This is a genomic window from Desulfovibrio sp. TomC (assembly GCF_000801335.2).
GTDB lineage: Bacteria > Desulfobacterota > Desulfovibrionia > Desulfovibrionales > Desulfovibrionaceae > Solidesulfovibrio.
This window is the reverse complement of sequence record NZ_JSEH01000007.1, coordinates 122543-147840: the sequence shown is the minus strand read 5'-3', so window position 1 is coordinate 147840 and position 25298 is coordinate 122543. Positions and strand designations below refer to the sequence as shown.

Sequence of the window (25298 nt, the reverse complement as noted above, 5' to 3'; positions counted from 1 at the left end):
TCTGGATACTGCGTGCAGGAAATCTAGGCACGCCTGCCGTCTTGAATTCAAAATAGCGCACTTGTCCCATTGTGTCCATGTATTCCGGCAACGGCCGGCAAGTCGCTATCGGGACAGGCTCCGGGAGGGAGTCAAACAGGGCCGGAAACTAGCCGGCGGCGGCGTCGAAGCCGCCAATCCGGAGCTTTGCCGCTTCCAGGCCGTCTTCGAAAAAAGTCAGGATGCCGTCAACGGCCGCCGGCAACAGGCGGCGCACCGTGGGGGTTTCGTCGTTGCGAAAGGATTCCAGCACATAGCCGGCCACGTCGCGCCCGGGGTCGGGCCGCCCGATGCCCAGGCGAAGGCGGACGAACTCCGGGCTGCCGAGTTCCTGGGTGATGGATTTAAGCCCATTATGCCCGGCATTGCCGCCGCCGCGTTTGAGCCGCATCCGTCCAAGGGGCAAATCGAGTTCGTCATGGACGACCAGCACGTCCTCGGGGGCGAGTTTGTAAAAATCCAGGGCGGCGCGGACGGCCCGTCCGCTTAAATTCATGAAGGTCAGGGGGCGCAGGCAGGCGAATTGGGCAAAAGCCCCGCCAGGCAGCACCGGCAGGGACACGGCCACGGCCTCCAGGTCCTTGCGTCCGGTCAGGGCGGCCTTGGGCGCGCCTCCAAGCTCCCGGGCGCGCGCAAGCAGCGCGTCCAGGGCCATGAAACCGAAATTGTGGCGGGTGGCGGCGTATCTCGGACCCGGGTTGCCCAGGCCGACAATGAGAGCAGTAACAGCCATGGAAGTGGGGCGGCGGCGTTTACGCGGAGAAAATGGGCGGAGCGCGCCGGAAACGCACCCCGCCCACAACACGCGAAAACGGTTCGTCGGACCGGCTAGGCGCCTGCGGCCGGGGCCTCTTCGGCAACCGCAGTGACGACGCCGAGCACGGCGTAGTTGCTGTCGTACACAGCCTTGACGCCTTCGGGCAGGGCCACATCGGCGATCTGGATGTTTTCGTTGATATCGATATTGGTGATATCGATAACGACTTTATCGGGAATGGCCAGGGGCAGGCAGACGATTTCGATGGTCTCGCGGTAGATCTCAAGCAATCCGCCCTTGACCTGGCCCTTGGCCTTGCCCACCACTTCCACGGGCACGAAGACTTCGATTTCCTTGGTCAAGTCAACGCCGTAGAAATCAACGTGGGTGATCCGGGGCTTGGTGGGATGATGCACCACCTTCCAGACCAGGGAGGGCTTGGTTTCCTGGCCGGCGTCGGAATCGATCCGCAGATCGAAGACGTGGGCGGAAGCCGTCTTGGAGTAAAGTTTTTGCAGGGGAAGGTGCTCGACCATGACCGGAATGTTGACGCCCTTGGTGTCATAGTACACGCCGGGGACCATGTCCTGGGCACGCAGTTTGCGGCAGGCACCTTTGCCGAGGCCCGCGCGGGTCTTGACGGCGAGGGACTGGGTCTGACTCATATCGGGTATCTCCTTTGCGCCCTGGGGCGAAACATGTTTTTCAAACTGGCCGTGCGTCGCCCGTGGTCAGGTAAACAGCACGCTCACCGACGATTCGGTGTGGATATTGTGGATGGCCTTGGCGAGCAGTCCCGCGATGGACAGGACTTTGATCTTGGAGCAGGCCTTGGCCTTGTCGTTTAACGGAATCGTGTTGGTGGTCACGATCTGGGTGAACGGGGAACTTTCCAGGCGCTCAATGGCCGGGCCGGACAGGACCGGGTGGGTGGCGGTGGCCATGACCTCGCGGGCTCCGTTGTCCAGGAGCACCACGCCGGCCTGGCACATGGTGCCGGCCGTATCCATCATGTCGTCGAGGACCACGCACAACTTGCCCTTGACGTCGCCGATAACGTGCATGGCCTGGGCCTGATTGGGCGCGTCGCGGCGTTTGTCGATGATGGCCAGGCTTGCGCCCAGGCGTTTGGCAAAGGCCCTGGCCCGTTCCACGCCGCCGGCGTCAGGCGAGACCACGCACAGGTCGGGACCGGAAAATTCCTTGAAATACTCAGCCATGATGGGCGCGGCAAAGAGGTTGTCCACGGGCAGGTTGAAAAAACCCTGGATCTGGCCGGCGTGCAGGTCGATGGTGAGCAGGCGGTTCATGCCGGCCACGGTCAGGAAGTCGGCCACGAGCTTGGCGCTGATCGGTGCCCGCGGAGCCACCTTGCGGTCCTGACGGGCATAGCCGTAGTAGGGCACCACCGCCGTGACGCGCCGGGCGCTGGCGCGTTTGAGCGCGTCAAGCATCAGGCACAGTTCCATGAGGTTGTAATTGACCGGATAGGACGTGGACTGGACCACGAAGATGTCCGATCCGCGCACATTGGCCCCGACCTCGACGCGGATTTCCCCGTCGCTAAACGTGCCGACCTTGGCCGGCAGCAGGGTGCAGCCGAGATGGTCGCAGATGGCCTCGGCCAGTCCGGGATTGGACGTGCCGGTCAGGATTTTCAGATCGCCTTGCGCCATGCCAACCCTCGGGTATTATGGTGGCCTGCCTGTGGCGGCAAACCGTTTGTGACGGAAAAAAATGGCTGGGGCGGAAGGACTCGAACCCTCGAATGCGGGGACCAAAACCCCGTGCCTTACCAACTTGGCGACGCCCCAACAAAAACATCAAAAAAAACAGCTGCCCGGTCCGTGCCCCTACAGCGGCGCCAGATAGGCGCGTGGCCCGCTTCCCGACAAGACAGCCAGAGCCAGAGTGGCTGTCTGGCGTTGGCGGAAAAGCCCGAAAACGGCCGAACCCGTTCCCGAAAGAAGCGCGCCCGCCGCCCCGAGGGCCAGCAGGCGCTCCTTGACCCGTCCCAGTTCGGGATGGGCGGCGAAGACGACGGCTTCAAAGTCGTTTCGCATGGGCGCACCGGTCACGCAAAACGCCCTTTTAGAGGCGTCAAATACTGTTGTCAAGAGGTCTGCCCCGTGTTTTTGCGGCAAAGTCCGGGAAGCGTCCAGGGCGGCATAGGCCCAGGGCGTCTTGACGCGGCTTGACGGGCACACCACCACGGCGCACCAGCCGGCCAGTCCGGGGTCGGCCGGGAGGAGGGTTTCACCCACTCCGGTGGCTGTGGCCGGGCCGCCCAGCAGGAAAAAAGGCACATCCGCACCCAGGGTCAAGGCCAAGGCGGCCAGATCGGTTGCGGCCAGAGAGGGCTCCCCGGCCCGGTCGTTTAAGTAGCGCAAAAGCGCCGCTGCATCCGAGGACCCGCCGCCAAGGCCGGCTCCGTGGGGGATATGCTTGGTCAGGTGGACTTCCAGACGCGGCGAAAAGCCCGTGGCCGCAGCATAGGTCCGGTAGGCCCGCACCACCAGGTTGTCGTCGGTTTCCAGCTCCGGATCGGAACAGGTGAAATCAATGTCCCCGATCTCGTCGTACCGACGCACCCGTATGGTGTCGGCCGGCTCGGGCAGGGGCAGAAAAAGCGTATCGATGTCGTGGTAGCCGCTTGGCCGTCTGGCCCCGACGGCAAGGCGGATGTTGACCTTGCAGGGGACCGGGAAAACGATTTCCTCTGCGGGAATGGGGGAAGACGCCATGGGTATGAGCCTGTGCGCACCCCGATCCTCAGGGACCGGGGTGCGCTGTGTTGTCGTACTGGTTACTTCGAATCCGTAAGGGGGACCGTGCGGAAAACGGTCTGGCTCTGGCGCTTGATCAGCAGCATGACCACACCCTTTTTCTTGCCGTCCTCGCCAATGACCTTCTTGAAGTCTTCGGGAGAGGCCACCGGGCGCTGGTTGACTTCCAGGATCACGTCGCCCGGACGCACGTCGGCCTGCTCGGCTTCGGAACCGTCGGCCACTTCCGTTATCAGCAGCCCCTGGACCTTGTCCATGCCCAGGGCCTTGGCTTCTTTGGCCGACAGGCTGCGCACGGACAGCCCGAGAGCGGAAGCGGTCTGATCGCCTTCAGCCCCGTTGTCGTCGCCCTGGTCCGGAGTATTCTGGGCCAGTTTCTTGGCGTCGCGCTCGCCGAGGGTGACGCTGACAGTGACCGGAGAACCCTTGCGGGTGACCGAGAGTTCCACGGATTCGCCCGGGCGGATAGCAGCGATATGGCGCAGAAGCTCATTGGAATTCTCGATCTTCTGGCCGGCCACGGCGGTGATGACGTCGCCGGTCTTGATTCCGCCCTTGGCTGCGGGCTGGCCTTCGATGACCGAGCTGATCAGCGCACCCTTGGTGTTTTCCAGGCCAAGCGCCTTGGCAGTGTTCTCGTCAATATCCTGGATAGTCACACCAAGCCAGCCGCGCTGGACCTTCTTGCCGTCGCGCAACTGGGCGATGACGTCCTTGGCCATGTTCGAGGGGATGGCAAACCCGATGCCCTGGCCCGAGGCCACGATGGCGGTGTTGATGCCCACGACCTTGCCGTCAAGATCAATCAGCGGTCCGCCGGAGTTGCCCGGATTGATCGAGGCGTCGGTCTGAATGAAGTTGTCAAAGGGACCGGCCCCGATGATGCGGCCTTTGGCGCTGACGATGCCAAGGGTCACGGTGTTTTCCAGGCCAAAGGGGTTGCCGATGGCCAGCACCCACTCGCCGACCTTCATCTTGCCCGAGTCGCCGAACTCCAGGTAGGGCAGGTTGGACTTGCCGTCGATCTTGAGCAGGGCCAGATCGGTTTCCTGGTCACGGCCGATGATCTTGGCAGTCAAAGGCTTTTCGTTGTGCCGGAACTGGACCTTGACCTCGTCGGCGCCGTCAACAACATGGTTATTGGTGACGATGTAGCCGTCGGCAGAGATGACGAAGCCGGAACCCATGGAGCGCTGCTTCTGGCCTTTGCCGTTGCCGCGTCCCTGGGGACCAAAGTGCTTTTCGAACTGGTCGAAGAAGTCGTCCATGGGGCCGCCGCGCTTGTTGCGGAACTGCTCGAAGAGGTCGCGCGCGCCTTCCTGGGCCTTGATGGTTTTCGTTGTGGAGATGTTGACGACGGCGGGACCGTCCTTCTCCACGAGTTCGGTAATGTCCGGCAGGGGGATTCGAGCCTGGGCCATGGTCGTCCAGGCCAGGAACAGGAAGGCGCTGCCGAGGGTGACGAGGAAGCGTTTGGCCATGAGGAACTCCTGTGTTCGGGGACCCTGCGCACGATTGGTCAGAGGGTCCCTGGGGCTGTATCCGTTTGGGTCGATGGAGCGGTGTATCCGGAGCTCTTGGTCCCGTTATACGCCGGTTGAACCTGTTGTAAACCGTGACCTGGGTTTTGCGCCTATGCCCGGGATACGGCGCATGTCCGAGGCAAGCGGCCTGGTCTTGTCCTTTTCTTGACAAGAAGCTGCGGGGGAAATAGTAAAGTTTGTTTGGCGCGCGTCAATTGCCTGTTTTCGCGGAGAAAGCTGGAAAAACCAGTTTTGGTTATTAAATAAAATTGTTTAAAATGAGTGTATTACGTTTGTTTGCCTGATGATTGATCGATGCTAACTGAAGGAAGCATGAACATCGTTTCATGCGTTCCGTTTGCTCCCGTAGCTCAGTAGGATAGAGCGATCGCCTCCTAAGCGATAGGCCGTGCGTTCGAATCGCGCCGGGAGCACCAAAAAAATCAATGGGTTGGACTGAAGAGGTCCAACCCTTTTTGCGTTTGGGGTGTTTTTCTCCCCATTCTCTCCCCACTTTTAAATTTAAGGTTACCGTGGAAGACAATTGTAAGCACTCAACCAAAATGAGAAATCGTTTCAATCAAAGTGAGAACTTCTGTCTCTCTCTGACTTCTCATTTTGGTTGAAGCGACCTCACGCCGGTAGCCGCCCTTCTTGGGTATATTTTGAGTATAGGCGACTGTTCAAGGATGCCACTACGATTTAAGATGGGCAAGCTCGACGGCAGCGATCCGCTCGGCTGCCAGCGAGGCGTATTCGCTCGATAGCTCCACACCAACAAACCGTCGCTCGGTCTCAATGCAGGCCACTGCCGTGGTGCCTCTGTAACCCTCCCCTAAAATAGGGCCAGCGAAAAGTTGAGATTTCTGGCAAACCCGCCCCAGGAGGGAGCGATGCGGAAATCTCGATTTTCTGAGACGCAGATCGTCAAGATGCTCAAGGAAGCTGAGGCAGGACGTCCTGTCGCGGATATTTGCCGTGAAAACGGCATCAGCGCGACCACGTTCTACAAGTGGAAGACCAAATACGGCGGCATGGAAGCATCCGATGTGCGACGTCTCAAGGATCTTGAAAGCGAGCACAGCCGCCTCAAGCAGATGTTTGCCGAGCTGAGCCTGGAGAATCAGGCCCTGAAGGATGTGATCGCAAAAAAGTTGTAAGGCCAGACGACAAGCGAGAGTTGATCACATACGTCCACATTGTGCATGGACTGAGTCTTCGGAGAGCCTGCTGTGTTTTTGGTCTGAGCAGGTCTGTGTATGGCTATCAGGACGACGCTAAGCGTCCGGGCCTGTGTAGGAGTTCACTGCCGCGTAGGCAGCTCAGAAAATGCTCGGAGGTGGCTCATATCCTCCTGGATGGTTCACTGCCGCGTAGGCAGCTCAGAAATCGCGCACGTAGACCGTGTGGGTGGAGCTGGTGTTCACTGCCGCGTAGGCAGCTCAGAAAAGACGTGGTCACACCAGACCACACCAGACCACGTTCACTGCCGCGTAGGCAGCTCAGAAAACAGTGAACGCATGACGCAGCAAGAGGTGAGCGTTCACTGCCGCGTAGGCAGCTCAGAAAGGACACCATCGAGTGGCAAGAGGCCGGCGTGTGTTCACTGCCGCGTAGGCAGCTCAGAAAATATGAGACGACCAAGCAAGCCGCCATCGCCGCGTTCACTGCCGCGTAGGCAGCTCAGAAATACCCCGACGTCAGGCCCAAGCTCGTCAGCGGGTTCACTGCCGCGTAGGCAGCTCAGAAAAAAATAAAAGGCCGCCCGGACAGCTAGGCAGCGTTCACTGCCGCGTAGGCAGCTCAGAAAAGTGCGGGACCGGCGTTGTTGAGTGTGGATGGTTTACTACCGCGTAGACAGCTCAGAAAATGCTCGCAGCGCAGGCAGGGCGCAGCCTCCATGTTCACTGCCGTATAGGCAGATCAGAAACACTCCTGCTCTGCCCGGTCGGGTCGAGAAGGGTTTTTCCCCCGAGGCCATCCGCATCAGGGAAGACTCCGTCTCACCGCAACAGACGACAGCGCCGCGACGAAAAGCCCTGCAAGCGTCAGCTGGGTGAAGATCCAGGGGAGGGCATTGACCGGGGCGAAGCACTCGTTCCCACTCTTGACCCAGCGTGTGCGCCGCATGCGGCTTATCGCCATGGGCCAGCCCGGTTCAATAAATCAGATACCGTTGAGCTGTTTGAGAATCGGTTGGGTCAGATCGTCAATAGGAACAGTTTTTCGAAAGTCTTTTCCCGGGAAGCTGTTAAGAAAGGTCAAAAACGCGCTGTCGACATTGGAAAAGACCAACGCGCTAGGCTGCAGGTCGCTTCCTCGGCGCATTGTCGCTTCTTCGTCAGACGGGATGATGAGCTGGTAGTTGTTGGTGGTAGCGAAACGGAGGGTGAGGCCACGAATCGTGGAGATAAGCGGGGTCACCATGGTTTGTATCCGCTGCTCCCGCTGCTGTTCGGACAGACCGCGCAGGTCTGCCAGACTGCTCAGCATTCCCTGAAACTGCTTGCTGCCAAGAACGATTGCTTTGATGTCGATCTTGCCGATGCGCCTGTCCCTGAAGGGGACCGCTGCCGGGAGAACCGGCGATGCAGGCGTCTGCGCGCGCTGCGACGTCTCGTCGTTGGTCAATCGTTGGCAGGTGGCCAAGGCTTTTGCAGCGGCGTTTTGCACACAGATTTCGCCGTATTTGTCCTTTTCACGATCCAAGAATCCCAGGGTCGTGGTCATGTTTTTCGTAAAGAGGCAGGTATTGACAAAGCTCGCATAGGCTAGGTCCTCCTGCTTGAGATAACCGAGAATCTGGCCCAGCACGAACCAGGCCGCCCCGTAGCCCGGACTGATTTCCAGGGCTTCCATCTCCATGTCCCTGGCCTCGGCAAACCTGCCGGTGCGAAACAGGGCGTAGCCATAGCTGCCGTTGATCTCCGAACTGGACCGGTCGTTGGCATAGGCCGTTTCATAGGCACGCACTGCCCCGGACGGGTCATCCTGCTTGTTGAGCAGGGCATTGCCCATCTGGCTGTACTTATTTGCCGTGGCACGGTCGAAACGCTGGGTGAAGGCCTTTTTTGACATGCGAGCCTTGAGGGCCAGGGTTTCGGCATAGTTTCCATGCAACGTGCTCTCCAGCATGGCCATTACCAACGAAGGCTGGCTGACGGTTGCCGGTGGCGGGGTGACGGGGGCAGGCCGCACCAGGAGCGGGACCGGGGGGACACTGGCGGAAGGAACAGATGGCTGCCGGGGAGGCACATCCGAATCTTGGATTGATCTGGCGTAGGCATCAAGGTTGATGGTTAGGGCGGGCGGCTTTGCCGGCTCCTCGGTTGCTGTCTGGCCGGGGGGAGGCGGGGAAGGTCTGGGTGCTGCCACTGGCGCTGAACCAGCGGAATCCGTTGAATACCCCACGTCATCGGCGGCTGTTTGCGCGACGGCGCGGTCAGGGCCGAGAGCCAGGACGAGTCCCAACAGCAACAGGGTGGTCGGAAACAGGTTTTTTTGCATGGAAGCGTTCCTCGCCGGTCGTTTGACCGGGAGTCTGGTCTTGGCCGGACTCCCGGTCCGAAGCGTGTACTGCGCTATGCACACAAGCGCGATGGCGCATTGAAAAAGGTCTCTCTGCCGAAAATACATTCTGCACATTTCCGTGTCATGCAAACTGTCGACCGGGAGCACTCTCGGAATAGTCGTCAAGTGGAGCCTTGGCCGGTAGCGGTGGCGACGTTTGCTCCTGTTCGACCGGCGGCATCAGGATACCTCCTCATTTCTTCCGGTACTCGGCATCCAGTGCGGCGACACATTCCTGCAAGCCGGGAGTAACGGTTTCCCGGGCAATCAATCCCCGCAAAAATTGGGCAGACACAAGCTGTAAGACTCCGACAGGCAGCAGCACGAAGGTGGACATAATAAACTTTGCCTGTGCTTCACTGAAATGTAGCAACCCATTAAGCAAGCTGAAGTTTTTTCCAGGCAAAATCATATTGCACGCATACATCAAAGACAGAATGGCGGTGCCGACCAGATAGAGGGTGATCAGAGAGGCATAGACCTTGAGGAATCCGGAAAGAGTAGCTGCTGTTTTGACGATGGCCATATCGGCCTCGACAGCGGCGAGGGCCTTTTTTTGGGCGGCAAGTTGCTCGGCAAGGACAGTGTTCCCATTGCCGATCACTGCGCCAAAGTAGTCCGATACCAGCTTGTTCAGGACAAAAGCCTCGTCCGCAAAAGCGGTTGCATTCGGAGATTCCACAAGGGAAAGCAGAATCATTGCCTCAAGGACTTCCTCTTCGGACAGGTGCTTGGCGTCCTGGGATAGAAACGTGCGGAACAGGGTGTCGAGTTCCGGGATAAGCGCCCGGCGAATCAGTTTGACGTCGGGGTTGGACTTGGCTAGTTCGTGCTGGGCAAAAACCAAGGGCGCAGGTACGGTCTGGAATTTTTTTAGTGTGTCGGGTGAAAAAGCCGGGGCCACAGCAGTGAGGTCAAAGATGTCGTTTGGCAGGCGCAGGTCGGCGATGCTCTGGGGGGCTTCGGCAAAAACATGCGCCAGAAGCTTGTAGAATGCGGTTTTATCCTTGCTAAAGAGGATGGCGAGAATCCCTTTGGCAAGATCATTTTTTTTGGCGAAATACCCTTCAAAAGCCGGAAGCTGCCCTGGGGCGAGCTCATCAATGAGGGTGAGAAGCAGGGGGGCATTGCGGCCAAAGCGGCAATTGGTGTTCATGTCGTGGGTCAGGACTCCCTCGACAAGGGTTGCAGGCTGCTGTTCCATGGCCGCCACGGCCTGAAACAGCAGATTCTTTGAATAGGGCACATGGCGCTCAACAATGGTTTTGGTCATGCTGTTGAGAATTTCAGCACTTTTTTCTTTGTTGTACTTGGCAGTAAGGGCGGCAAATGTCACCATCGTCTCAGGATTCTGGAAAACGAGATCACTGTCACCCGTGCCTATGCTATTATACGCTACCGCTGCAAGGCCATGATCGATCTCGTCAAAAAGGCTTGCCACGGCAATACGGATTTCATTTGGCTGCTGTTGCAACGACTTGTACAGCGAATCGCTTTCGTACAACGGAAGAAAAGCCGCAACGCCGGATAGATCACGCATCAGGCCGACAATTTTTTCTTTCAGGAGTTTCGATTTGACGAACTCTCGAAAATCAAAACGAATACCGTTGAAGTAGTTTCTTGCAACATCTTTGTCGATTTTGAAATATACGCGCGCGGCATAGACCGTGTCGGAAAACGTAAGCCGGCTCGGAATACTTTTGAGCGCCTTGGTTGTCGGTTCCCGGATAACTTCAAATGCCCCGTTGGCCACAGCCAGATCGACCAGGGCATCAAGCCCTTCCAGATCCCTGACCCGGCTCACGGCTTTCTCAAGAAACGTCTTGACCAGCGCAGCGACTAACAATCGGTTGTTGCTACTGGCAAAAAAGGTCAACAGAGCCTTGGCTTGGCCGATAGCCGCATCCAGTTTGACACCGGACTGGCTGGCCATGGCGGTCAGGATTTGTTCGCCGGCGGATTGGGCCGTATCCTTATCCACCTGGGCCAGCAGGGCAAAGACCGCCTGACGCTGATGCTCGTCTCCGGCAGCCTCATACAGGGAAACGAATTCTTCGGCAGCCAGAGGCTTACCCAGGCCCTGCTGGTGCGCCACCAGATCAAAGGACCGCTCAAAACCAAGCTTGGGTTGCTGGATCACCGCAACGCCGCCCACGGCGTCATAGCGCAGTTCGACTGGACCTTTGGCATATTTGCACAGTAGGTAGCCTTTTTCGAAATCATTGCCCGTATAATACATTTTGAGATCCTGCAAAACATTGGTCTTGGCCATTGCAGGAGACGGAATACACAGTGATAATAAAATTAACAGCGTTAACAGCCCGTTGTGATGTAGCAACTTATCTCGCAAAACGAGAATTGTCCGGCCTGAGGTCATAAGTTTCCATTTTCGAGGATTCCACTTTATCAGATAAATAATGTAAAGAACTATTGTGATTGTGCTGGAAAAAGCTATGAAATAAAAAAGTCCACTGAACTTGATGTACATTGAAGCAAGGTATAGAGATGCGTCAGATTCTTTTTTTGATAATATCAATTTGTTGTCTTCAATAGCCGCATAAAGACTAGATATCTCTTTGTTGAGATTCGTCTGTGTGCTTATGTATTGACGAAAAACATCTGTTTTTGAAAGTTCTCCGCCAACGATCCCAGCCAGGGCTGAGTGGCTCCAGGCCATGAGTAGCCCGGTCAGCAGTATGCAGCACAGTCTTTTCAGCATTCCATTCCTTCCTTGTCGTTGCGTATCCAGTGGGCGACGTGGCCGCGGAGAAGCTTTCAGGCATCCCCAGGATCGTTCAATATTTATTACACTGCTAACGAGAAGGGTATTCAAAGTAAAGCAGATATATGCTGGTTGCTATCACACGAGGACGGTCAGGAATTGGGTGTTGCGCGGGCAACGAAATGGCAAAGAAGCGCGAAAAATAAGCGTCATGTCAATCAGTCCTACTCCAAAATGTGTAGATTGCCGCCAAGAGAGAAATGAACACTCCATTAGTGCCCAGCCTATTCGGTTCCAATTTCTGGTTGTCCTCCCGCGTCGCCTTGGCCTGGTTCCCGCCGGCTTTTTCGTCCTTCATGAATTTACGTCGGGCATAGGCCATGCAGCCAAGATGGCGGGGACCCATGCGCTTGCCCACAGCCTCGAAGCCCTGGTAGCCGTCGGTTTGCAGATGGCCTTGGTTGTCCCCGAGGATTTCCTCGGCAACGTCGCCGGCCCGGAGGGTAGCGAAACAGCACAGCCGGAACCTGCGTAGAACTGCCCCAGCCACCAACATGAAGAATTTCGCGTTAGTCCGGTCTGGTTAGGCAAACACCTGGGCCGTAGTTTTGTCATTTATTACGGGGCCGGAGATGCGTTTCTTGGCAAACAGGCCGATAAGCGGTTCGTAGGCTCTTACAAGTCGGAGGATCCAGCCAGCCAACGTGCTGCTACGAGATGTTAAATTGAGGCGTTGAAACTACTCATCCTGACGAAGTGGCGGCAATTCGTCCGTACACTTGGAGGTCACAACGTGGGCTGATATTCCCGGTCTGACAATGTCATGGAGTATAAGTTGCGGCATAGTTGGTGTCCACTTGACCGTACTTCGCAGTTCATGTTGGTGTATTTCTGTCGAAATTCGGAAAATAGTCCTTGTAACAATGAAAACAAAATGACGCTTATATCAGAAAGAAAAGTCAGGAAAGCGCCTGCGGCCGAAGACGCAGGCCGATGGACTGAGATGGAAATTGCCCGATAAGATGATCTAATGGTGAAGCATGAGTTAAGATTTACCGATAATAATGAAGTATATGAGCCAGTAGAGTAAATAATCGGGGATTAAGCATGAGACGCCGTCAATCCGAGGTGAAGGTTTGACAGGTTCTTGAGGTTTTGTCCCAGCCCTCAAAACTATCTCCTCTTCTTTCCTGTTCATTTTTTTGTCGGTACCCCAGAAAAGAACCTTCAGAACCTCAGAAACCTATGCTTCGCCCGCTTTGACTTGGACGACCTGCCAACTGGCCATATTTTTGCCGGGGACCTGGAGAAGTTTTAACCCGCAAACAACATTGTCTTTTTTCAGTTTGAGCCAGTGGCCAAGGCTGCGAGCATTGATCCCAGGGCCTTTCCCCTCGCCGACGATGTCGTCCAGGACTTCATAAAGCCCAGTATCATTTGAATGGCTGCGTTCTATGAGCTGCTTGATCTTTATGGCGCTTTTCCCAAACTCCTGCCACCAAAGAGGAAGAAGCGTGCGAAGTTGCGCCAGTTCCGGGTCATCATCCATGATAGCGTCGCGGCTGGCGCAGGGGTCAGGTTCGCCGACCCACCGAAGCGCGCCACGCACGAGAGCAGACCACTGGCCGAAGCCGCCGAAAGGTTTGCCGCCCATATCCGGCCGGCCGGCGACAATGTAGGCGCGCAGGATGGTCAAAACGGCGCTGACGTACTCGGTGCGGCAGTGGAGAACACGCTCAAGGGGATCAAAGGAGAATTTACGTTCTTCCGGCCGTTCGCAACCTGGGTCCAGCCGGCAAAGCAAGGAACGGCGCGGCAAGTCGCCAGCCAGAACCAGGTTGTTGCCATTGGCTGACCAAAGGGTCGTGCTGGGTATTTCAACCTGGGCGGACGCGCCAAGAGGGCGGACTTTGACTGTGCTAGCAGTGATGGCTTGACAGAGTAGGTCAGATTGTAAGGCGCCATTACAGTTGTCCAGGCTTACAAGTGGATCTCCGGACAGAAGGCTTCCTGTTAAGCGTTTTTCAAGTTCTGCTCTGTCGGTAGTCGCTGCAAGGACTGCAGTCCTTCTGCCTGTTGCTATTATAGCTGCAATGTCCATTAAATATGATTTCCCGCTGCCACGCACTGGGGCCGTGATTGCGAAAAGAGGCATGTGGTCGAGGATAGGTCGTACCATCGTGCTGAGAATCAGAGCCAAGGCGACAGTGCGATCCACGGGTTCCACAAAACTGAATCCTGAAAGTAAATCTTTGACAAATTCAATTCTATTTGTGGCTTCCGAGTGTGTCGGCTGGCTAGAGATTTTGACGTTGAGGCGGTGAGCGAAATAGTATTGGCTTTTGGGGTCATATCCAGGCGTGAGCAGCAGGGTGCCGTCAGGTCGTAAAGTTGGACAGGTCAAAATGCCTCGCAAAGGCGGCATGGGCCACAGACCAGCGCGCCCTGTGATGGTCTCGGCGACATCTTTGGGTGGATCGGCAGCACGAAGCTCACCACTTCGGTGATCCAACTTTACGAATCTGCCATAACGCCCCAGCACATCCAGAATGAACGACTTTTGGGCCTCCATAATAACAACTTTATCTTGAGGGCAATCAGTAGCGCAACTTTGTGAAGATGTCGGCAGCGTTCCTAGGCGAACCAGTTGACTGCCACGTTGAAATATTTTGAACTCATTTGGTAAATCCAGTTTGGCTAGAACTGCCTCACAATCATCCACAATCTCGCCGGATGCGCCTTTTTCAATTCGAATGACGTTCAATGTATTTTGCTTCTTGGTGGGATTTATGTATAGATTGTTGCTGATAATTCCGTATTTATTTCTGACAACATCTTTAAAATCGGGTAATGATAAGGCGTTGTGTTTAATATGCTGCATGACCTGTGTGCTGTCCCAGCTCTCAGCCTCAGCATCAGCCAAATCCCAGCCGGATTTAACACTCGCTGGAGGCAAGACAATATCGGTGGGCGTGCCCATTGATGCAAGGGCCTCTGCCGCGTCTATCGCCGCCTCATAGCCGCACCTGTCTGCATCCGGCCAGATAATGACGGTCTTGCCCCCCAGTGGCCCGAAGTCGGCCTTGTTCACTGCTTTCGAGCCTCCTGGCCAAGTGACAGCTACGGCATTTTTAAGAAGGCGTCGGGCTGCGTCCGCTGTTTTCTCGCCTTCGCAGACAAGAACCAAGTCATCCGTGGTCAAGGCGGCCAAGCGGTCAAGGCCATATAGGGGGCGGGGGACAGGAAAGCCTTTCCACTGCCAGCAAGCTTTGCCGTCTGCCTCGCCGTAGACCTGGGGGACGACTTCTTTGCCGCCGTCGGGTAGATTGAAACGGCAGACGTAGCCCAATATCTGCCCTTGCTCATTTTGATAGGCCCAGCGAGCAGCGACGATCCTTTTGACCCAGGAGCCGGCAACTTTGCGTCTGAGTATATCTGGCGGCGCAGGGGCATGCGATGGCACAGGCATGATGATTTGCCCTGGAGAATTAGAAGACGTTCCCCTTCGCGCGCTCGCCTTCTCCGAAAGGGCGTAGGGACTCTGGTTTGGGGTGATTCCCAAGTTTTCAGCGATTCGTTGGGCCGCATCGCTTTGCCGCAGGCCGTGGATGGCCGCGAACAGGGATACCAGATCGCCCCCCTTTTCGTCGGTGGCAAAATCGGCCCACTTACCGGTGGCAAGGTTGACCTTGCATGATCGGCCTTGTCCGCCGTCAAGGCTGGCACAGACGTACTCTTGCCCTTCTTGGCGTCCCCCAGGCAGCCAGATGGGGAGTAGCTCAGTTATCCGTCCAAAGGCAGAGGCGTTGACGCGCATGAAGGAGTCAGGAGACATCTGCTTATGCTCCATGGTCAGCCCGTTGCTTGTCGTAGCCAGGGCGCTCACGCAGGGTGGTTCGCCACCAAGTGAGGAACGGATCACGTCGAATCAGTACCTTGCGCCCTGAGTAGATGAAGCAATCAGAGGGTATTTCGCGCCGACTGCGGGCATTTTGTACCGAGGCCCAAACGATAGCATCGCCTGTTAGGACGTCGAGGGATTTGCCGGCGAAGATTGGTGGGAGGGCCGCCTGCATTTCGGCGACCACAGAGTCGATGGAGACTTGCATGGTGACCTCCGGTGGGGTGTTGGCCTCACTGGAGCACAAGCAAGCAAAAAAGGCTTGACAGTTAAGAATGATCCTAAACTGTACCAGACAAAAATTAGGTTAAAGGTAATACCTCGTGGCGGTTTACGCAGTCACGGGTTGCCCGGAGGTATCGACGGAGTGTGTTTTCATCTCTATCTGTTATAGCAAAAGATGCATGTCTGGTTGTAAGGTGTTTTAATGATTCTTGTAAGTTTATCCCTTTGACTTCAAGGTCATACAGTGCAAGTCCAATGGCGCGTCCCGTGTGATTGTCTCGCTGTCGGTAGCCTTTGGGTATGTAGAGTCCTCGTAGTCCAGCAAATGGGAATGTGCGTAGTGTCGTTGTTGGAGGGTGCTCTCTCCATTCTTTTGTAACATCTTCAAAGTTGTTTTTGAGGATATTAATATGAGTTGCTAGGTCAATGTTTGGGTTTATATTAAACAATATTGTATCGCTTGAAGTAATAAAGTGTATGCACTCTTGCTCGTCGTGGTGTCCGTCTCCTCCTGTTTCGTCTAGGTAAAGACTGTCTGGGGGGTAGGGCTTAAACGGAAACTGTGTGCTCGATTTGAGTGTTGACTCTAATATATCCGATATGTCTGGTCCTTTTTCTGGGTCAAGATGTCCATGCTTATATGTTTTATGAAAGTACTCAGGGGATGGTTTGCCTGTGAATATTGCCTTGTAATAGTCACAGCAATAATTTTGATTTCTGCGATCATACTCCCATTTCCAGAAAAAATAGGCTCTGGTGCGAGAGTCATATCCATCCCACCATATATTATTCATGAATGAACTCTTTCTATGGTGTTGTTGGTTTGTAAGTTCTGTTCGAAGGGGGGTGTGGCAAAGGGGTAGCATGACATTAATGTTCTGCCTTGAATTGGGGGCTAGCGCATTGCGCAATAATTTCGCCTCGGCAGCAGGCCATGCGGCTACGCCTGAATGAATTTAACGTTGTTTTTGCATCTGGTGATATGGGCATAGACGACGCGCAGAAGGTCGGATTGGTCCATGTTGATCCAGCGAGGCTACACTCCCAATAACCGTTTGGGGGTCGACCTTGAAGACCCTGGGCAGGTGACGCGGGCATACCGTCTTCCTGAGAGCCGGCGGCACGATGGTCACTCACGGCCTAGGCCGGGGAAATGTCGTTATCGTCCTTCTCGTCGAAACCCGCACTGGGTGCAAAACGCCTTGTCCCCAGCTTTCCAGGAAGGTTTCCCGCAGGCTGGACAGCGCGGTCCATGCACGGCCCCGCAGTCCGGGCACTTCAGGACGTAGGCATCTTGCGGTATGGTCAACCGTTGTCGCTTATCCGGTTCATGTCCGCAGGGGGGATGAGGCCAGCTTTCTTTGTGTTGTGCCGCATCAAGCCAAACTTGGAACCATTCAGCTTCGAGCATCAGGTACGGCTCTTCCGCGCCGCATTGGTGGCAGACGGCCACGCTCTGGCGGATGACATTCTCCGAGCCGCAGATGCCACAGCAGCCCTTGTCTCGCCGTTTGTCCTTGCAAGCCGTTTCATGACGATCACGGCGAACCTTGCGGGTGTCGGGGCTATCTGTTTCACAGGCTTCCCGCATGAGGTCGTGTTTTAGCTTGGAGTCCATAAGGCCCTCGTTGAAGGCTTTGGGGCCACATTCATCCCCAAACACGTTCCTTGCCCCTGCCGCCAAAGAAGCCGGGGTAGGTCGGGGATGGCTCGACGCGCACCTGGACGCGGTAGCCGAGGGCTTCAAGCGCCATTTCCAGATGGTCCCACTTGCTGCGGTGGTAGAGGTCCAGCAAACGGCGCACGGACTTGGCGTCGGTGTGTAGCCGGGCGGCCATCTTGAGTTGTGAGACGCCTTGATCTTTCATGCCCTGGTAGACGGCCAGCTTGACCACGGCCATGGGCGGTAGTTCGATCCAGCTTTGTCCTGCCGTGGGTTCGCTCGGGCTGGGGATGTCCTCGCCGTCGTCCATCATGGCGGAAAGCATGGTCAGGGCTGCGTCAAGCGCCATGTCCAGGGCCTCGGCTTCGTCCTGCCCGAAAGTGATGGTCCCGGGGATGTCGGGCACTTCGGCAATGATGGTTCCGTTCTCATCCGGGGTCAGCACCACGGGGAAGCGCAGCATATTAAAGCTCCTTGGGGTCAATGCCCAACTGCTTGCACAGCATCTTGATGAAGACGGGGCTAATGTCCGCGTCACCGTGGACAGGCAGCGGGGCCTTGTTGCCGCCATGGCGAAGCAGGCAATGGCCGCCCTTACCTCTGGCCGGTTCGACCACCACGCCGAGGGCGACCAGCCGCCGCAACAGTTCGCGCCCCTTCATGGCAAACAGGTAGGGCAGAAATGCCCGATGGTCAATGGCATGAGCTATTCCTTTCGCCGTTCCGGCAGGATCATGTTGCCTATTTCTCACCGATCTTAACGACCTTGCCCCGAGCCTTGGCTGCGTCCATGCCGGCTTCGAGGGTCTTGACCGCCCGGCGCAGCTTATCCGGGGACAAGTGCGAATATCTTTCGGTCATCGCAAGCGTGCCATGGCCCATGAGTTCCTTGACCGAATACAAGTCCACGCTTTGCTCGACCAACCAGGATGCGAAGGTGTGCCTCAAGGTGTGGAAAACGACTTTCTGGCGCGGATCGGTGACGCCGTTGTTGAAGCCAAGAGCGGCGACCACGCGGTTGAACGTCTCGGTAATCTGGACGATGCGCCCGCCATTGGCAGACAGGAAGACCAGATCGTTGTGCCCTCGGCGTTCCATGGCCCCGAGCATCGCCGCCACGGCCTCGGTCATGTAGGCCGCCCGGGTCTTGCCGCTTTTGGTGTCCCGCAGGATGAGGACGCCGCGCTCCATATCCACGTCGCCCCAGGTCAAAGAAAAGATTTCGCCGGCGCGCAGGCCACAATGCAGGGCGAGCAAGGCCATGTCATGGACGTTGGACTCCCGTTCGGCCAGAGAGGCAAGCAGCCGGTTGGCTTCGTCATGGGTCAGGAAGCGCAATCGGCGAGCATCGGCAGAGGGTTTCTTGACCAGGGAAACCGGGTTGTCGCCGGCATAGAGGGCATGGCGCTTGGCGAAGTTGAAGACTTGTCGCAGGGCGGCCAGGACGTGCCGAATCGTTTGGGCGGATCGGCCGGCCTCGGCCATGGTCTTCTTGATGCGCTCCAAATGGATCGGCTTGATGTCGCGCAAGGGCTTGCCGGCCAGGGTAGGAGAGAGCCAGAGACGATAGGCGGCTTCCTCGGCATAGGCGGTATGGGCGGCTTTGTTGGCCTGGGCCACGGGCAGATACTTTTCCCAGGCTTGGGCGAGGGTGATGTTCTCGCGTTCTTCGATGGCCCGGGCCTCGGCTTCGGCTTGGCGCTTGGCCTCGGCTTGCTTGCGCTTCTCGGCGAGGCTGGTGGCCCCCTCGCCCGTCCGGGCGGCTTCTTGCAGCTTGGCAAGGGTCTGTGCTGCCTTGGCGGCGGTCCAGCCCTGGCTTGCCCATCCCAACGCCTCTTCCTTGCGCTGGCCGTTTACGCGGTAGCGGATGGCGAAATACTGGTCAGGTTTCACACCATGCTTGCGGGTAGGGTGTTCACGATACCGGACGCCTTCGTGCTTGGTCTGCTTCCAGGTGTAGCCCATCGTTGTCCCCCGGCTTGTGACCCAAATTTTTGTCCCCCACCTGTCCCCCAAAAAACGAGGAAGCGTGGTGAATCTGAGTGAGAGCCAATGAGTGATAAATAGGGCTTACATACTGAATAGTAAACGCTTTTGTGTGTTCCTGTGAAGTCTGGTGAGGGCCCTGTTAATCGCCTCCTAAGCGATAGGCCGTGCGTTCGAATCGCGCCGGGAGCACCATAATTTCAAGGGGTTGGACTGATGAGGTTCAGCCCCTTTTGCGGTTTGGCAAGGCGGGGCGCGATTTGGCACTGATTAGCAGCGGCATTGGCACTTGGTCACGCGGCCTCGCTTTAAGCGCTCAACCAAAATGAGAAATCGTTTCAGGCAATTTGAGACATCGAAGCGCATGAGCGTCGTTTTCGTGATTGTTGTCGCTTAGGGTTGGCCCCAACGGGCATGGCAGGAAGCATGGAAACAACCCGGGCCCTGGCGTCGCTACCCCTGCGGGACGCTGCGCGAGGGTCGTCCGGCTGCGCGACGGAGGGAGGGGGATGCGCCGCTTCCTCTGCCCTCCGATCGCGCACTCGCTACTGTGTACCTTGGGCTGTTGCGGCTGGAATGGCCGTTGACGTGTTGGTCGGAAGAAGGGGCAGGGAGCGGATCAAACCGGGGAAACGGTCAGGGTCAGGCCGCCGACAGACAGCGTGGACGTGAAAAACGTCGTCACGTCGGTGGCCGGGATGCCGGCCTTGGCCGCATCGTAGCGGTTGGCCGCATCGGCAAACAGGCTGATGGAATGGCTGGTCAGAAAAGAAGCCGGGTCGCTGATAAGCGCCGACAGGTCGAGGCCGGTGTCAAGGCTGGTCTCGCCCTGGCTGAAGCTGATGGTCAGACCGGCGGTCTGAACGCCGAGTTGGTTGGAAAAATCCGAGGGGTCGGTAAAGGCCGTGACGCGCGCGTCAGTGGCGATGGCCGTGCTCTGGCCGGAAAGGCCAAGGGACCCGAAGACCACCGCGGCATAGCGGGAGTCGGCGTCGTCGGCGTGCTCGGTCATGTAGGCCTGGGCCGCTGCGCCGCCAAGGCTGTGGCCGGTGACGTAGACCTGGGTGATGCCCAGCGCGTTGACCGCAGCGTCGAAGGCGGAGACGCCGGCATCCAGGAGATTGTAATAGCCAGTGGTGTCGAGCCAGAAGGCGGCATCGGCGCTGCCCTGGTAAGCGGAGAGTCCATCGGTGGCGTAGTTGATGTCGTCGGTGCCGCGAAAGGCGATGATGGCTGCCGGGGCGCCGTTGGCCACGGTGATCCAGGCGTCGAAGGCGGCATTTTGGGCGACAAAGGTGCCGTTGCCGTCTCCTTCGAGATCGAGCTGGACAAATCCGGCTGATTCCAGGCCCGAAATGAGTGCGGTGTTGTCGCGATAGCTGGCCTCGGCCACCACCGCCAGCGTGGTGTCGAGGTTGGCAGACGTCAGCGGCAGGCTGGTCCAGTCGGAAGCGGCGGCAAGGGACATTGGCAACTCACTTGGAAACGTGTCCAAATGCTACGCCAGCCAGGGTGGAGCGTCAATGCCGCTGGAAAAGGGAGTGGCAAAGGCCGGGGAGCAGGTCGGCATCCCAGTCCGCTTGCGCCGCAGCGCAGGACCGTCAGGCCACCTTGACCATGGAGCGGCGCATAACCTCGGCCGAGTGCATGTCCAGGACGCGACCGTCGCCGTAACGCACCACCTCGCCGCCGAAAAAGGCCACGTCGGCCGGGTCATGGGTGACCATGACAAGCGGGATGTCCAGACGCGACAGGATGCCGGCCAGCTCGGCCCGTACCTTCTGTCGAAGCGGAATGTCCAGGGCGGAAAACGGTTCATCCAGGAGCAGGGCAGCCGGTTCGCCGGCCAAAGCCCGGGCCAGGGCCACGCGCTGGCGCTGGCCGCCGGAAATGCGGGCCGGTCGCTGGTCAGCCAGGGTTTCGATGCCGAAAAGCACCAGCATGTCCTGGACGCGGGCGGCCGCTTCCTTGGAAAGCCGGCCCCACAGCGGGGACAGGCCAAAGGCGACGTTCTGGCGCACGGTGAGATGGGGAAACAGGGCGTAATCTTGGAACACGTAACCGATGTGCCGCTCCCTGGGCGGTATGAAAACACCGGTCGCCGCATTGAAAAATTCCCGGCCGTCCACGGCAATGGAGCCGGCCTCGGGTCGCAGCAGGCCGGCCAGGGCGCGAAGGGTGAGTGTTTTGCCCGAGCCGGACGGACCAAACAGCACCACCCGGTTGCCGGACACGGCAAAGGCGGCATCAAGATGGAATTCCCGGCCGCCGCAGCAGTAGCTTTTTTTGATGTCCACGGAGATGCGCATGGTTGACTCCGGCATGGCGTCTTTGGGCCGTCCCCGGGGCTGTGCCTCCGGGGACGGCCCAGGCAAGGCCCTAGGGCTTTTTGAAACCAAACTTGGCCAGGATTTCCTGGCCCTTGGGACCGGTCACGAAGGCCACGAAGGCGGCGGCGTCCTTTTTCTCCTTGGACCCGGACAACACGGCAATGGGGTAGGAGACCGGGGTTTCCACCGGCACTTCGGCGATGATCTTGACCTTGTCCCCGCCCTGCTTGGCGTCGGTGCCGTACACGAAGCCGGCATCCACTTCGCCGCGACTCAGGTAGTCGAGGACTTGGCGCACGGATTCAGCCAGGATGCACTTGGGGGACAGGGCATCCCACAGGCCGGCCTTGGTCAGGGCAGCCTTGGTGTAGCGGCCGACCGGCACGGAGTCGGGGTTGCCGATGGCAATGCGCTTGACGGCCGGAGTGGTCAGCGTGGTCAAGTCCTTGATTTTGGCCGGATTGTCGGCTGGAGTGGCCAGCACCAGGGCGTTCTGGACGAAATTGACCCGGGTAGCGGTGTCGATGAGTTGTTTTTCCACCGCCTGATCCATGGTTTTCTGATCGGCCGAGGCGAACACGTCCACGGGCGCGCCCTGGGCCATCTGGGAGAGCAGGGCTCCCGAGGCGGCGAAATTAAACACCAGATTGACGCCGGGGTGGTCCTTGGCAAAAGCGGTTTTGATCGCGCCAAAGGCGTCGGTCAGGCTGGCGGCGGCGGAAATGGTGATGTCGCCGGCCATGGCCGGGGCGGCCAGTGAAATTATCAGGGCAAGGGTCAACAGGAGCTTTTTCATGCGCACCATCCTTTTCGTCAGGCTTTGGGTTTGACGATCTTGGCCACGACCACGAGAAGCACCACGCACGCCAGGGAAATGAGCAGCACCAGTTCGTTGGCCAGGGTGTCGTTGCCGGCCTGAGTGGCGCTGTACACGGCCAGCGACAAGGTCTGGGTCTTGCCGGGCAGGTTGCCGGCGACCATGAGCGTGGCTCCGAATTCCCCCATGGCCCGGGCCAGGGCCAGCATGACGCCGGCCACGATGCCGCGAAGGGCCAGCGGGAAAGACACCCGGAAAAAGATGGCCAGCTCGGAGGCTCCAAGTGTCCTGGCCGCATTTTCCAGATTTTCGTCCACGCCCTCGAAGGCGGCCCGCGCCGAGCGGTAGACCAGGGGAAAGGCTACCACCGAGGCAGCCACCACCGCGCCCTGCCAAGTGAACATGATGGAGATGCCGAAGTTGTCCCAGAGGTAGCTGCCGATGATCCCGCGCCGGCCCAGCACCACGATGATATAATAGCCTAAGACGGTCGGCGGCAGCACCATGGGCAGCGTCAGCACGGCATCGGCCAGATCCCGGCCGGGAAAGCTGCGGACCTGGGCCAGCCGGGCCAGAAACACCGCCGGCACGGCAGCCAGGGCCGTGGCCAGGGTGGCGACCCGGAAGGTCAGGAGCAAGGGAGGCAGGGAGCTGGCATCAAACATGGGGGTGCGTCTCTCGTGTCAACGGGCCGAAGTGTCGCCACCGAAATGAAGGAAGTCCATTGGCGACAGGCCACAAGGAATGCTTCATAAATGAAAGGTGCGCGTTTTGTATAGAGCGTCACGATAAATAGAGAAGGAGTGTCACTTCTGTTCCGTTACTGGAGCCAGTCCGCTTCAGAGTGGGGCACTACAGAACTGACACGATTATAATAATGACCGTGTCAGTCTTGGCGCCGTGATTGACGGCGGCCTTTATTCTCCTCGTCCGTGGCCACGGGGCAGGGCACCGGGACGGCACGGGGGCGGGTGAGCAGAGACAGCAGGGCTTCAATAAGCGGGACGAGCATGGCAGCCTCCTTGGTCGCAGCGAACACAGCAAGTCTGATGCCAATTGCAACGGATTGCAATGACAGAATAATTAAGATTGATTGTGACAAAGTGAAGGACCAATGCCAAAAATGGCGGGAGGAGGAACAAATTTGTCGGACAGGCGGGGAGTCCAACCGGCCGGAAACCAGGGGAGCGGGGCGGCCGCTGCGGCGGCCGGGCGCAACCGGCCAGGGCCGGCTGGCCGCAACCGGGCCGGGACGCGGACGACTCGAAGGGGGTGTCGGCCGGCTGGCCGGACCGGCCTGCCGGCCGGGTGCTTCAGACGGATGCTCCGTCGGTTGGCGGCTGGCCGTAACCGCCCGGCATGACCAGACGTCCGGTGCGCAGCAGACGGGCGGGATGGCGCCGGGCAAATCAGGAAGCCGCAAGGCGTCCCCTGAGTGAGCCCCTCTAGCCGAGAATGGACAGAGCCTGATCGAGGTAGGTCTTGATGGCCTCCTGGGTGGGCGGCGGCATCTGGCTAAACTTGAGGCCAAGTTCGAGGCGGCGGCCGGATATGGCCACGCGCTTGACCACCCCGGCCAGTCCTGCCGGCTCAGTCTGGCCGAAGATGTCGCAGCGAAGCAGCACTGCGTCGTCAATGGCCACGGGTGGCGGGGTCTTCGGGACAGAGGCGGAAAAGAGGCAGCCCGAATGGCTGAGGTCAAGGACCATGCCGGCGACGCCCGTCCCGCCGATGACGGCTTGGCCGGGCAGACAACAGGACACCCGTTGATGCCGACGGAGATCGTGGGATTCAAGCCTCTTCGGAAAAGTGAGGAAAATAAGGGGAAAAGGAATCTGGATGCTTTTGATGAGCCGAGCTGTGAACCCGACCACGGTACCTTCGTGCAGATAGCGCACGATGACGGTATTGTCGGGATAGAGGAGTTGATAAAACGACTCCCGGCTGGTCTCGGGCAACACCGGCATCTGGGCGACAACGAATCGGCTGCGGGCATGACCCACGCAGACCGACGTGACTTTGTCCGCCAATCCCGTGACTTCCAGGATGAGCCGGGTGCCGGGGGGGCAATGGAAATGGGCCAGATCCGGGGCGCTCATTGGGCCTGGCCCTCACTGTCGCCTGCATCGGCTGGAGCACCCCCGTTTTTCCCGAGATAGTCGAGGAAACGCCGGGCCGTTTCAAAATCGGGGCGCAGGGCCAGGGCGGTTTCAAGGTGGCTGCGGGCCGTGTCAATGTGTCCGGATTCGGCCAGAGCCCGGGCAATGTTGAAATGGAGATGTTCGTCGGTATTGTTGTGCTCAAGGGCCTTGCCGTAAAAGCTGACAGCTTCGGCAAAGTGTTTTTCCTTGCGCAGGCTGATACCGAATTCATTAAACAGGTGGCGCTCATGTTCCTGGAACAGGGCGTCAGTGCTTAATATGCGGCGCATGGCCGCAGCCAGTTTTTTGCCGTCGCCCTTTTGCAGGTGAATTTTACCCAGCTCAATATTGGCCTTGGGATTTTTTTCGTCCAGAAGCAAGGCCTTGCAAAATTCTTTTTCCGCACCGTCCAGGTCTTCGTCGGCTAAAAGCTTGTCGGCCTGGGTGAGTTTCTTTTTCAGGGATTCAATAAAGGGCAGGCAGCGTTTCTCGTAATAACCCGGCTCCGGCTGGTAGCTGCGGATGAAGTCACCCTTGCTGATGGTGGTCAGGGGACCGGATGGGATGGAATTGGCGTTGAGGGCCTGGACCATATATTCGTCGTCATCGCTTCGCCGCACAAACCACATGGTTTTCTGCTCATAGGTCCGGGCTGTTGCCCCATGGCCTGTGGCTGCTGCTTTGACCAGTGAATAGACGCCGAGAATGCGGCATTGACCCAGAGAATGCCCTTCGACTTCCGTTTTTTCTTCCTGTTGCGCCGCGCTTATGCTGGCCACGATGGTATCCAAGTGGTTCAGATCGATTTCAACTGACGAAAACGGGCGTCACTCGAAAC

Annotated in this window: 20 protein-coding genes, 3 tRNA genes, 1 pseudogene and 1 CRISPR repeat array; of the genes and pseudogenes, 3 read left to right on the top strand and 21 right to left on the bottom strand. The window is 58.0% G+C overall.

The features are described 5' to 3' along the window. Positions 1 to 148: 148 nt before the first annotated feature. The 6 genes from pth to NY78_RS08660 form a co-directional block, all read right to left on the bottom strand. Positions 149 to 772, bottom strand: coding sequence for an aminoacyl-tRNA hydrolase (gene pth / locus NY78_RS08685; protein ID WP_043634436.1), 624 nt, complete (start codon positions 770 to 772; stop codon positions 149 to 151). Positions 773 to 867: 95 nt separating this feature from the next. Continuing rightward, on the bottom strand, positions 868 to 1461 hold the full coding sequence (locus NY78_RS08680; protein WP_043634434.1) for a 50S ribosomal protein L25/general stress protein Ctc: 594 nt from the start codon (positions 1459 to 1461) through the stop codon (positions 868 to 870). Positions 1462 to 1527: 66 nt separating this feature from the next. Beyond that, positions 1528 to 2472, bottom strand: coding sequence for a ribose-phosphate diphosphokinase (locus NY78_RS08675; RefSeq protein ID WP_043634429.1), 945 nt, complete (start codon positions 2470 to 2472; stop codon positions 1528 to 1530). Between the two features lie 62 nt (positions 2473 to 2534). Next, positions 2535 to 2610: transfer RNA gene (locus tag NY78_RS08670), tRNA-Gln, on the bottom strand. A 39-nt stretch (positions 2611 to 2649) separates the two neighbouring features. Continuing rightward, positions 2650 to 3540, bottom strand: coding sequence for a 4-(cytidine 5'-diphospho)-2-C-methyl-D-erythritol kinase (ispE, locus tag NY78_RS08665; RefSeq protein ID WP_043634427.1), 891 nt, complete (start codon positions 3538 to 3540; stop codon positions 2650 to 2652). 62 nt (positions 3541 to 3602) lie between these two features. Further along, on the bottom strand, positions 3603 to 5063 hold the full coding sequence (locus NY78_RS08660; RefSeq protein WP_043634425.1) for a DegQ family serine endoprotease: 1461 nt from the start codon (positions 5061 to 5063) through the stop codon (positions 3603 to 3605). Between the two features lie 402 nt (positions 5064 to 5465). Here NY78_RS08660 and NY78_RS08655 point away from each other — a divergent pair. Both NY78_RS08655 and NY78_RS08650 read left to right on the top strand, forming a co-directional pair. Next, positions 5466 to 5542: transfer RNA gene (locus NY78_RS08655), tRNA-Arg, on the top strand. Between the two features lie 456 nt (positions 5543 to 5998). After that, a pseudogene (locus NY78_RS08650) lies at positions 5999 to 6375 on the top strand (transposase); the annotation flags it as partial. 31 nt (positions 6376 to 6406) lie between these two features. Continuing rightward, a CRISPR array of direct repeats spans positions 6407 to 7035; the repeat unit is 28 nt; unit sequence GTTCACTGCCGCGTAGGCAGCTCAGAAA. Between the two features lie 236 nt (positions 7036 to 7271). Here NY78_RS08650 and NY78_RS08645 read toward each other — a convergent pair. The 9 genes from NY78_RS08645 to NY78_RS08605 all read right to left on the bottom strand — a co-directional run bounded on the left by NY78_RS08645 (position 7272) and on the right by NY78_RS08605 (position 19151). Beyond that, positions 7272 to 8612 (bottom strand): tetratricopeptide repeat protein, encoded by a 1341-nt coding sequence (locus NY78_RS08645; RefSeq protein ID WP_156180895.1) that lies wholly within the window; start codon positions 8610 to 8612, stop codon positions 7272 to 7274. Between the two features lie 256 nt (positions 8613 to 8868). After that, entirely contained in the window at positions 8869 to 11394 is a 2526-nt protein-coding gene (locus NY78_RS08640; protein ID WP_156180894.1) for a hypothetical protein, read from the bottom strand. A 217-nt stretch (positions 11395 to 11611) separates the two neighbouring features. Continuing rightward, a complete protein-coding gene (locus tag NY78_RS25865) occupies positions 11612 to 11953 on the bottom strand; it encodes an IS66 family transposase (protein WP_053062166.1) in 342 nt (113 codons plus the stop codon). Positions 11954 to 12640: 687 nt separating this feature from the next. After that, on the bottom strand, positions 12641 to 15247 hold the full coding sequence (locus NY78_RS08630) for a hypothetical protein (protein ID WP_156180893.1): 2607 nt from the start codon (positions 15245 to 15247) through the stop codon (positions 12641 to 12643). Next, a complete protein-coding gene (locus NY78_RS08625; protein ID WP_043634409.1) occupies positions 15237 to 15506 on the bottom strand; it encodes a hypothetical protein in 270 nt (89 codons plus the stop codon). The genes NY78_RS08630 and NY78_RS08625 overlap by 11 nt, the downstream gene beginning before the upstream one ends. Before the next feature lie 94 nt (positions 15507 to 15600). Further along, positions 15601 to 16317, bottom strand: coding sequence for a hypothetical protein (locus tag NY78_RS24605; protein ID WP_156180892.1), 717 nt, complete (start codon positions 16315 to 16317; stop codon positions 15601 to 15603). An 855-nt stretch (positions 16318 to 17172) separates the two neighbouring features. Beyond that, positions 17173 to 17649, bottom strand: coding sequence for a type II toxin-antitoxin system HicB family antitoxin (locus NY78_RS08615; RefSeq protein WP_047960092.1), 477 nt, complete (start codon positions 17647 to 17649; stop codon positions 17173 to 17175). Position 17650: 1 nt separating this feature from the next. After that, complete coding sequence (locus NY78_RS08610; RefSeq protein ID WP_043634405.1) at positions 17651 to 17848, bottom strand: type II toxin-antitoxin system HicA family toxin; 198 nt, start codon at positions 17846 to 17848, stop codon at positions 17651 to 17653. A gap of 79 nt (positions 17849 to 17927) precedes the next feature. Next, a complete protein-coding gene (locus tag NY78_RS08605) occupies positions 17928 to 19151 on the bottom strand; it encodes a tyrosine-type recombinase/integrase (RefSeq protein WP_043634403.1) in 1224 nt (407 codons plus the stop codon). 135 nt (positions 19152 to 19286) lie between these two features. Here NY78_RS08605 and NY78_RS08600 point away from each other — a divergent pair. Next, a tRNA-Arg gene (locus NY78_RS08600) sits at positions 19287 to 19367 on the top strand. A 424-nt stretch (positions 19368 to 19791) separates the two neighbouring features. Here NY78_RS08600 and NY78_RS08595 read toward each other — a convergent pair. The 6 genes from NY78_RS08595 to NY78_RS08570 form a co-directional block, all read right to left on the bottom strand. Further along, entirely contained in the window at positions 19792 to 20640 is an 849-nt protein-coding gene (locus NY78_RS08595; RefSeq protein ID WP_043634400.1) for a hydrolase or acyltransferase of alpha/beta superfamily, read from the bottom strand. A gap of 133 nt (positions 20641 to 20773) precedes the next feature. Next, the gene (locus tag NY78_RS08590; RefSeq protein WP_043634399.1) at positions 20774 to 21481 is read right to left on the bottom strand and encodes an ABC transporter ATP-binding protein; all 708 of its coding nucleotides are present in this window, start codon (positions 21479 to 21481) and stop codon (positions 20774 to 20776) included. 70 nt (positions 21482 to 21551) lie between these two features. Beyond that, positions 21552 to 22298: a molybdate ABC transporter substrate-binding protein gene (modA, locus tag NY78_RS08585; protein ID WP_043634396.1), complete on the bottom strand. Its 747-nt coding sequence runs from the start codon at positions 22296 to 22298 to the stop codon at positions 21552 to 21554. Positions 22299 to 22315: 17 nt separating this feature from the next. Next, positions 22316 to 22984: a molybdate ABC transporter permease subunit gene (modB, locus tag NY78_RS08580; RefSeq protein ID WP_043634394.1), complete on the bottom strand. Its 669-nt coding sequence runs from the start codon at positions 22982 to 22984 to the stop codon at positions 22316 to 22318. A 780-nt stretch (positions 22985 to 23764) separates the two neighbouring features. Next, positions 23765 to 24418, bottom strand: a complete 654-nt coding sequence (locus NY78_RS08575; RefSeq protein WP_043634391.1) for a PilZ domain-containing protein — start codon at positions 24416 to 24418, stop codon at positions 23765 to 23767. Continuing rightward, positions 24415 to 25239 (bottom strand): tetratricopeptide repeat protein, encoded by an 825-nt coding sequence (locus NY78_RS08570; protein WP_231583859.1) that lies wholly within the window; start codon positions 25237 to 25239, stop codon positions 24415 to 24417. The genes NY78_RS08575 and NY78_RS08570 overlap by 4 nt, the downstream gene beginning before the upstream one ends. Positions 25240 to 25298: the final 59 nt, after the last annotated feature.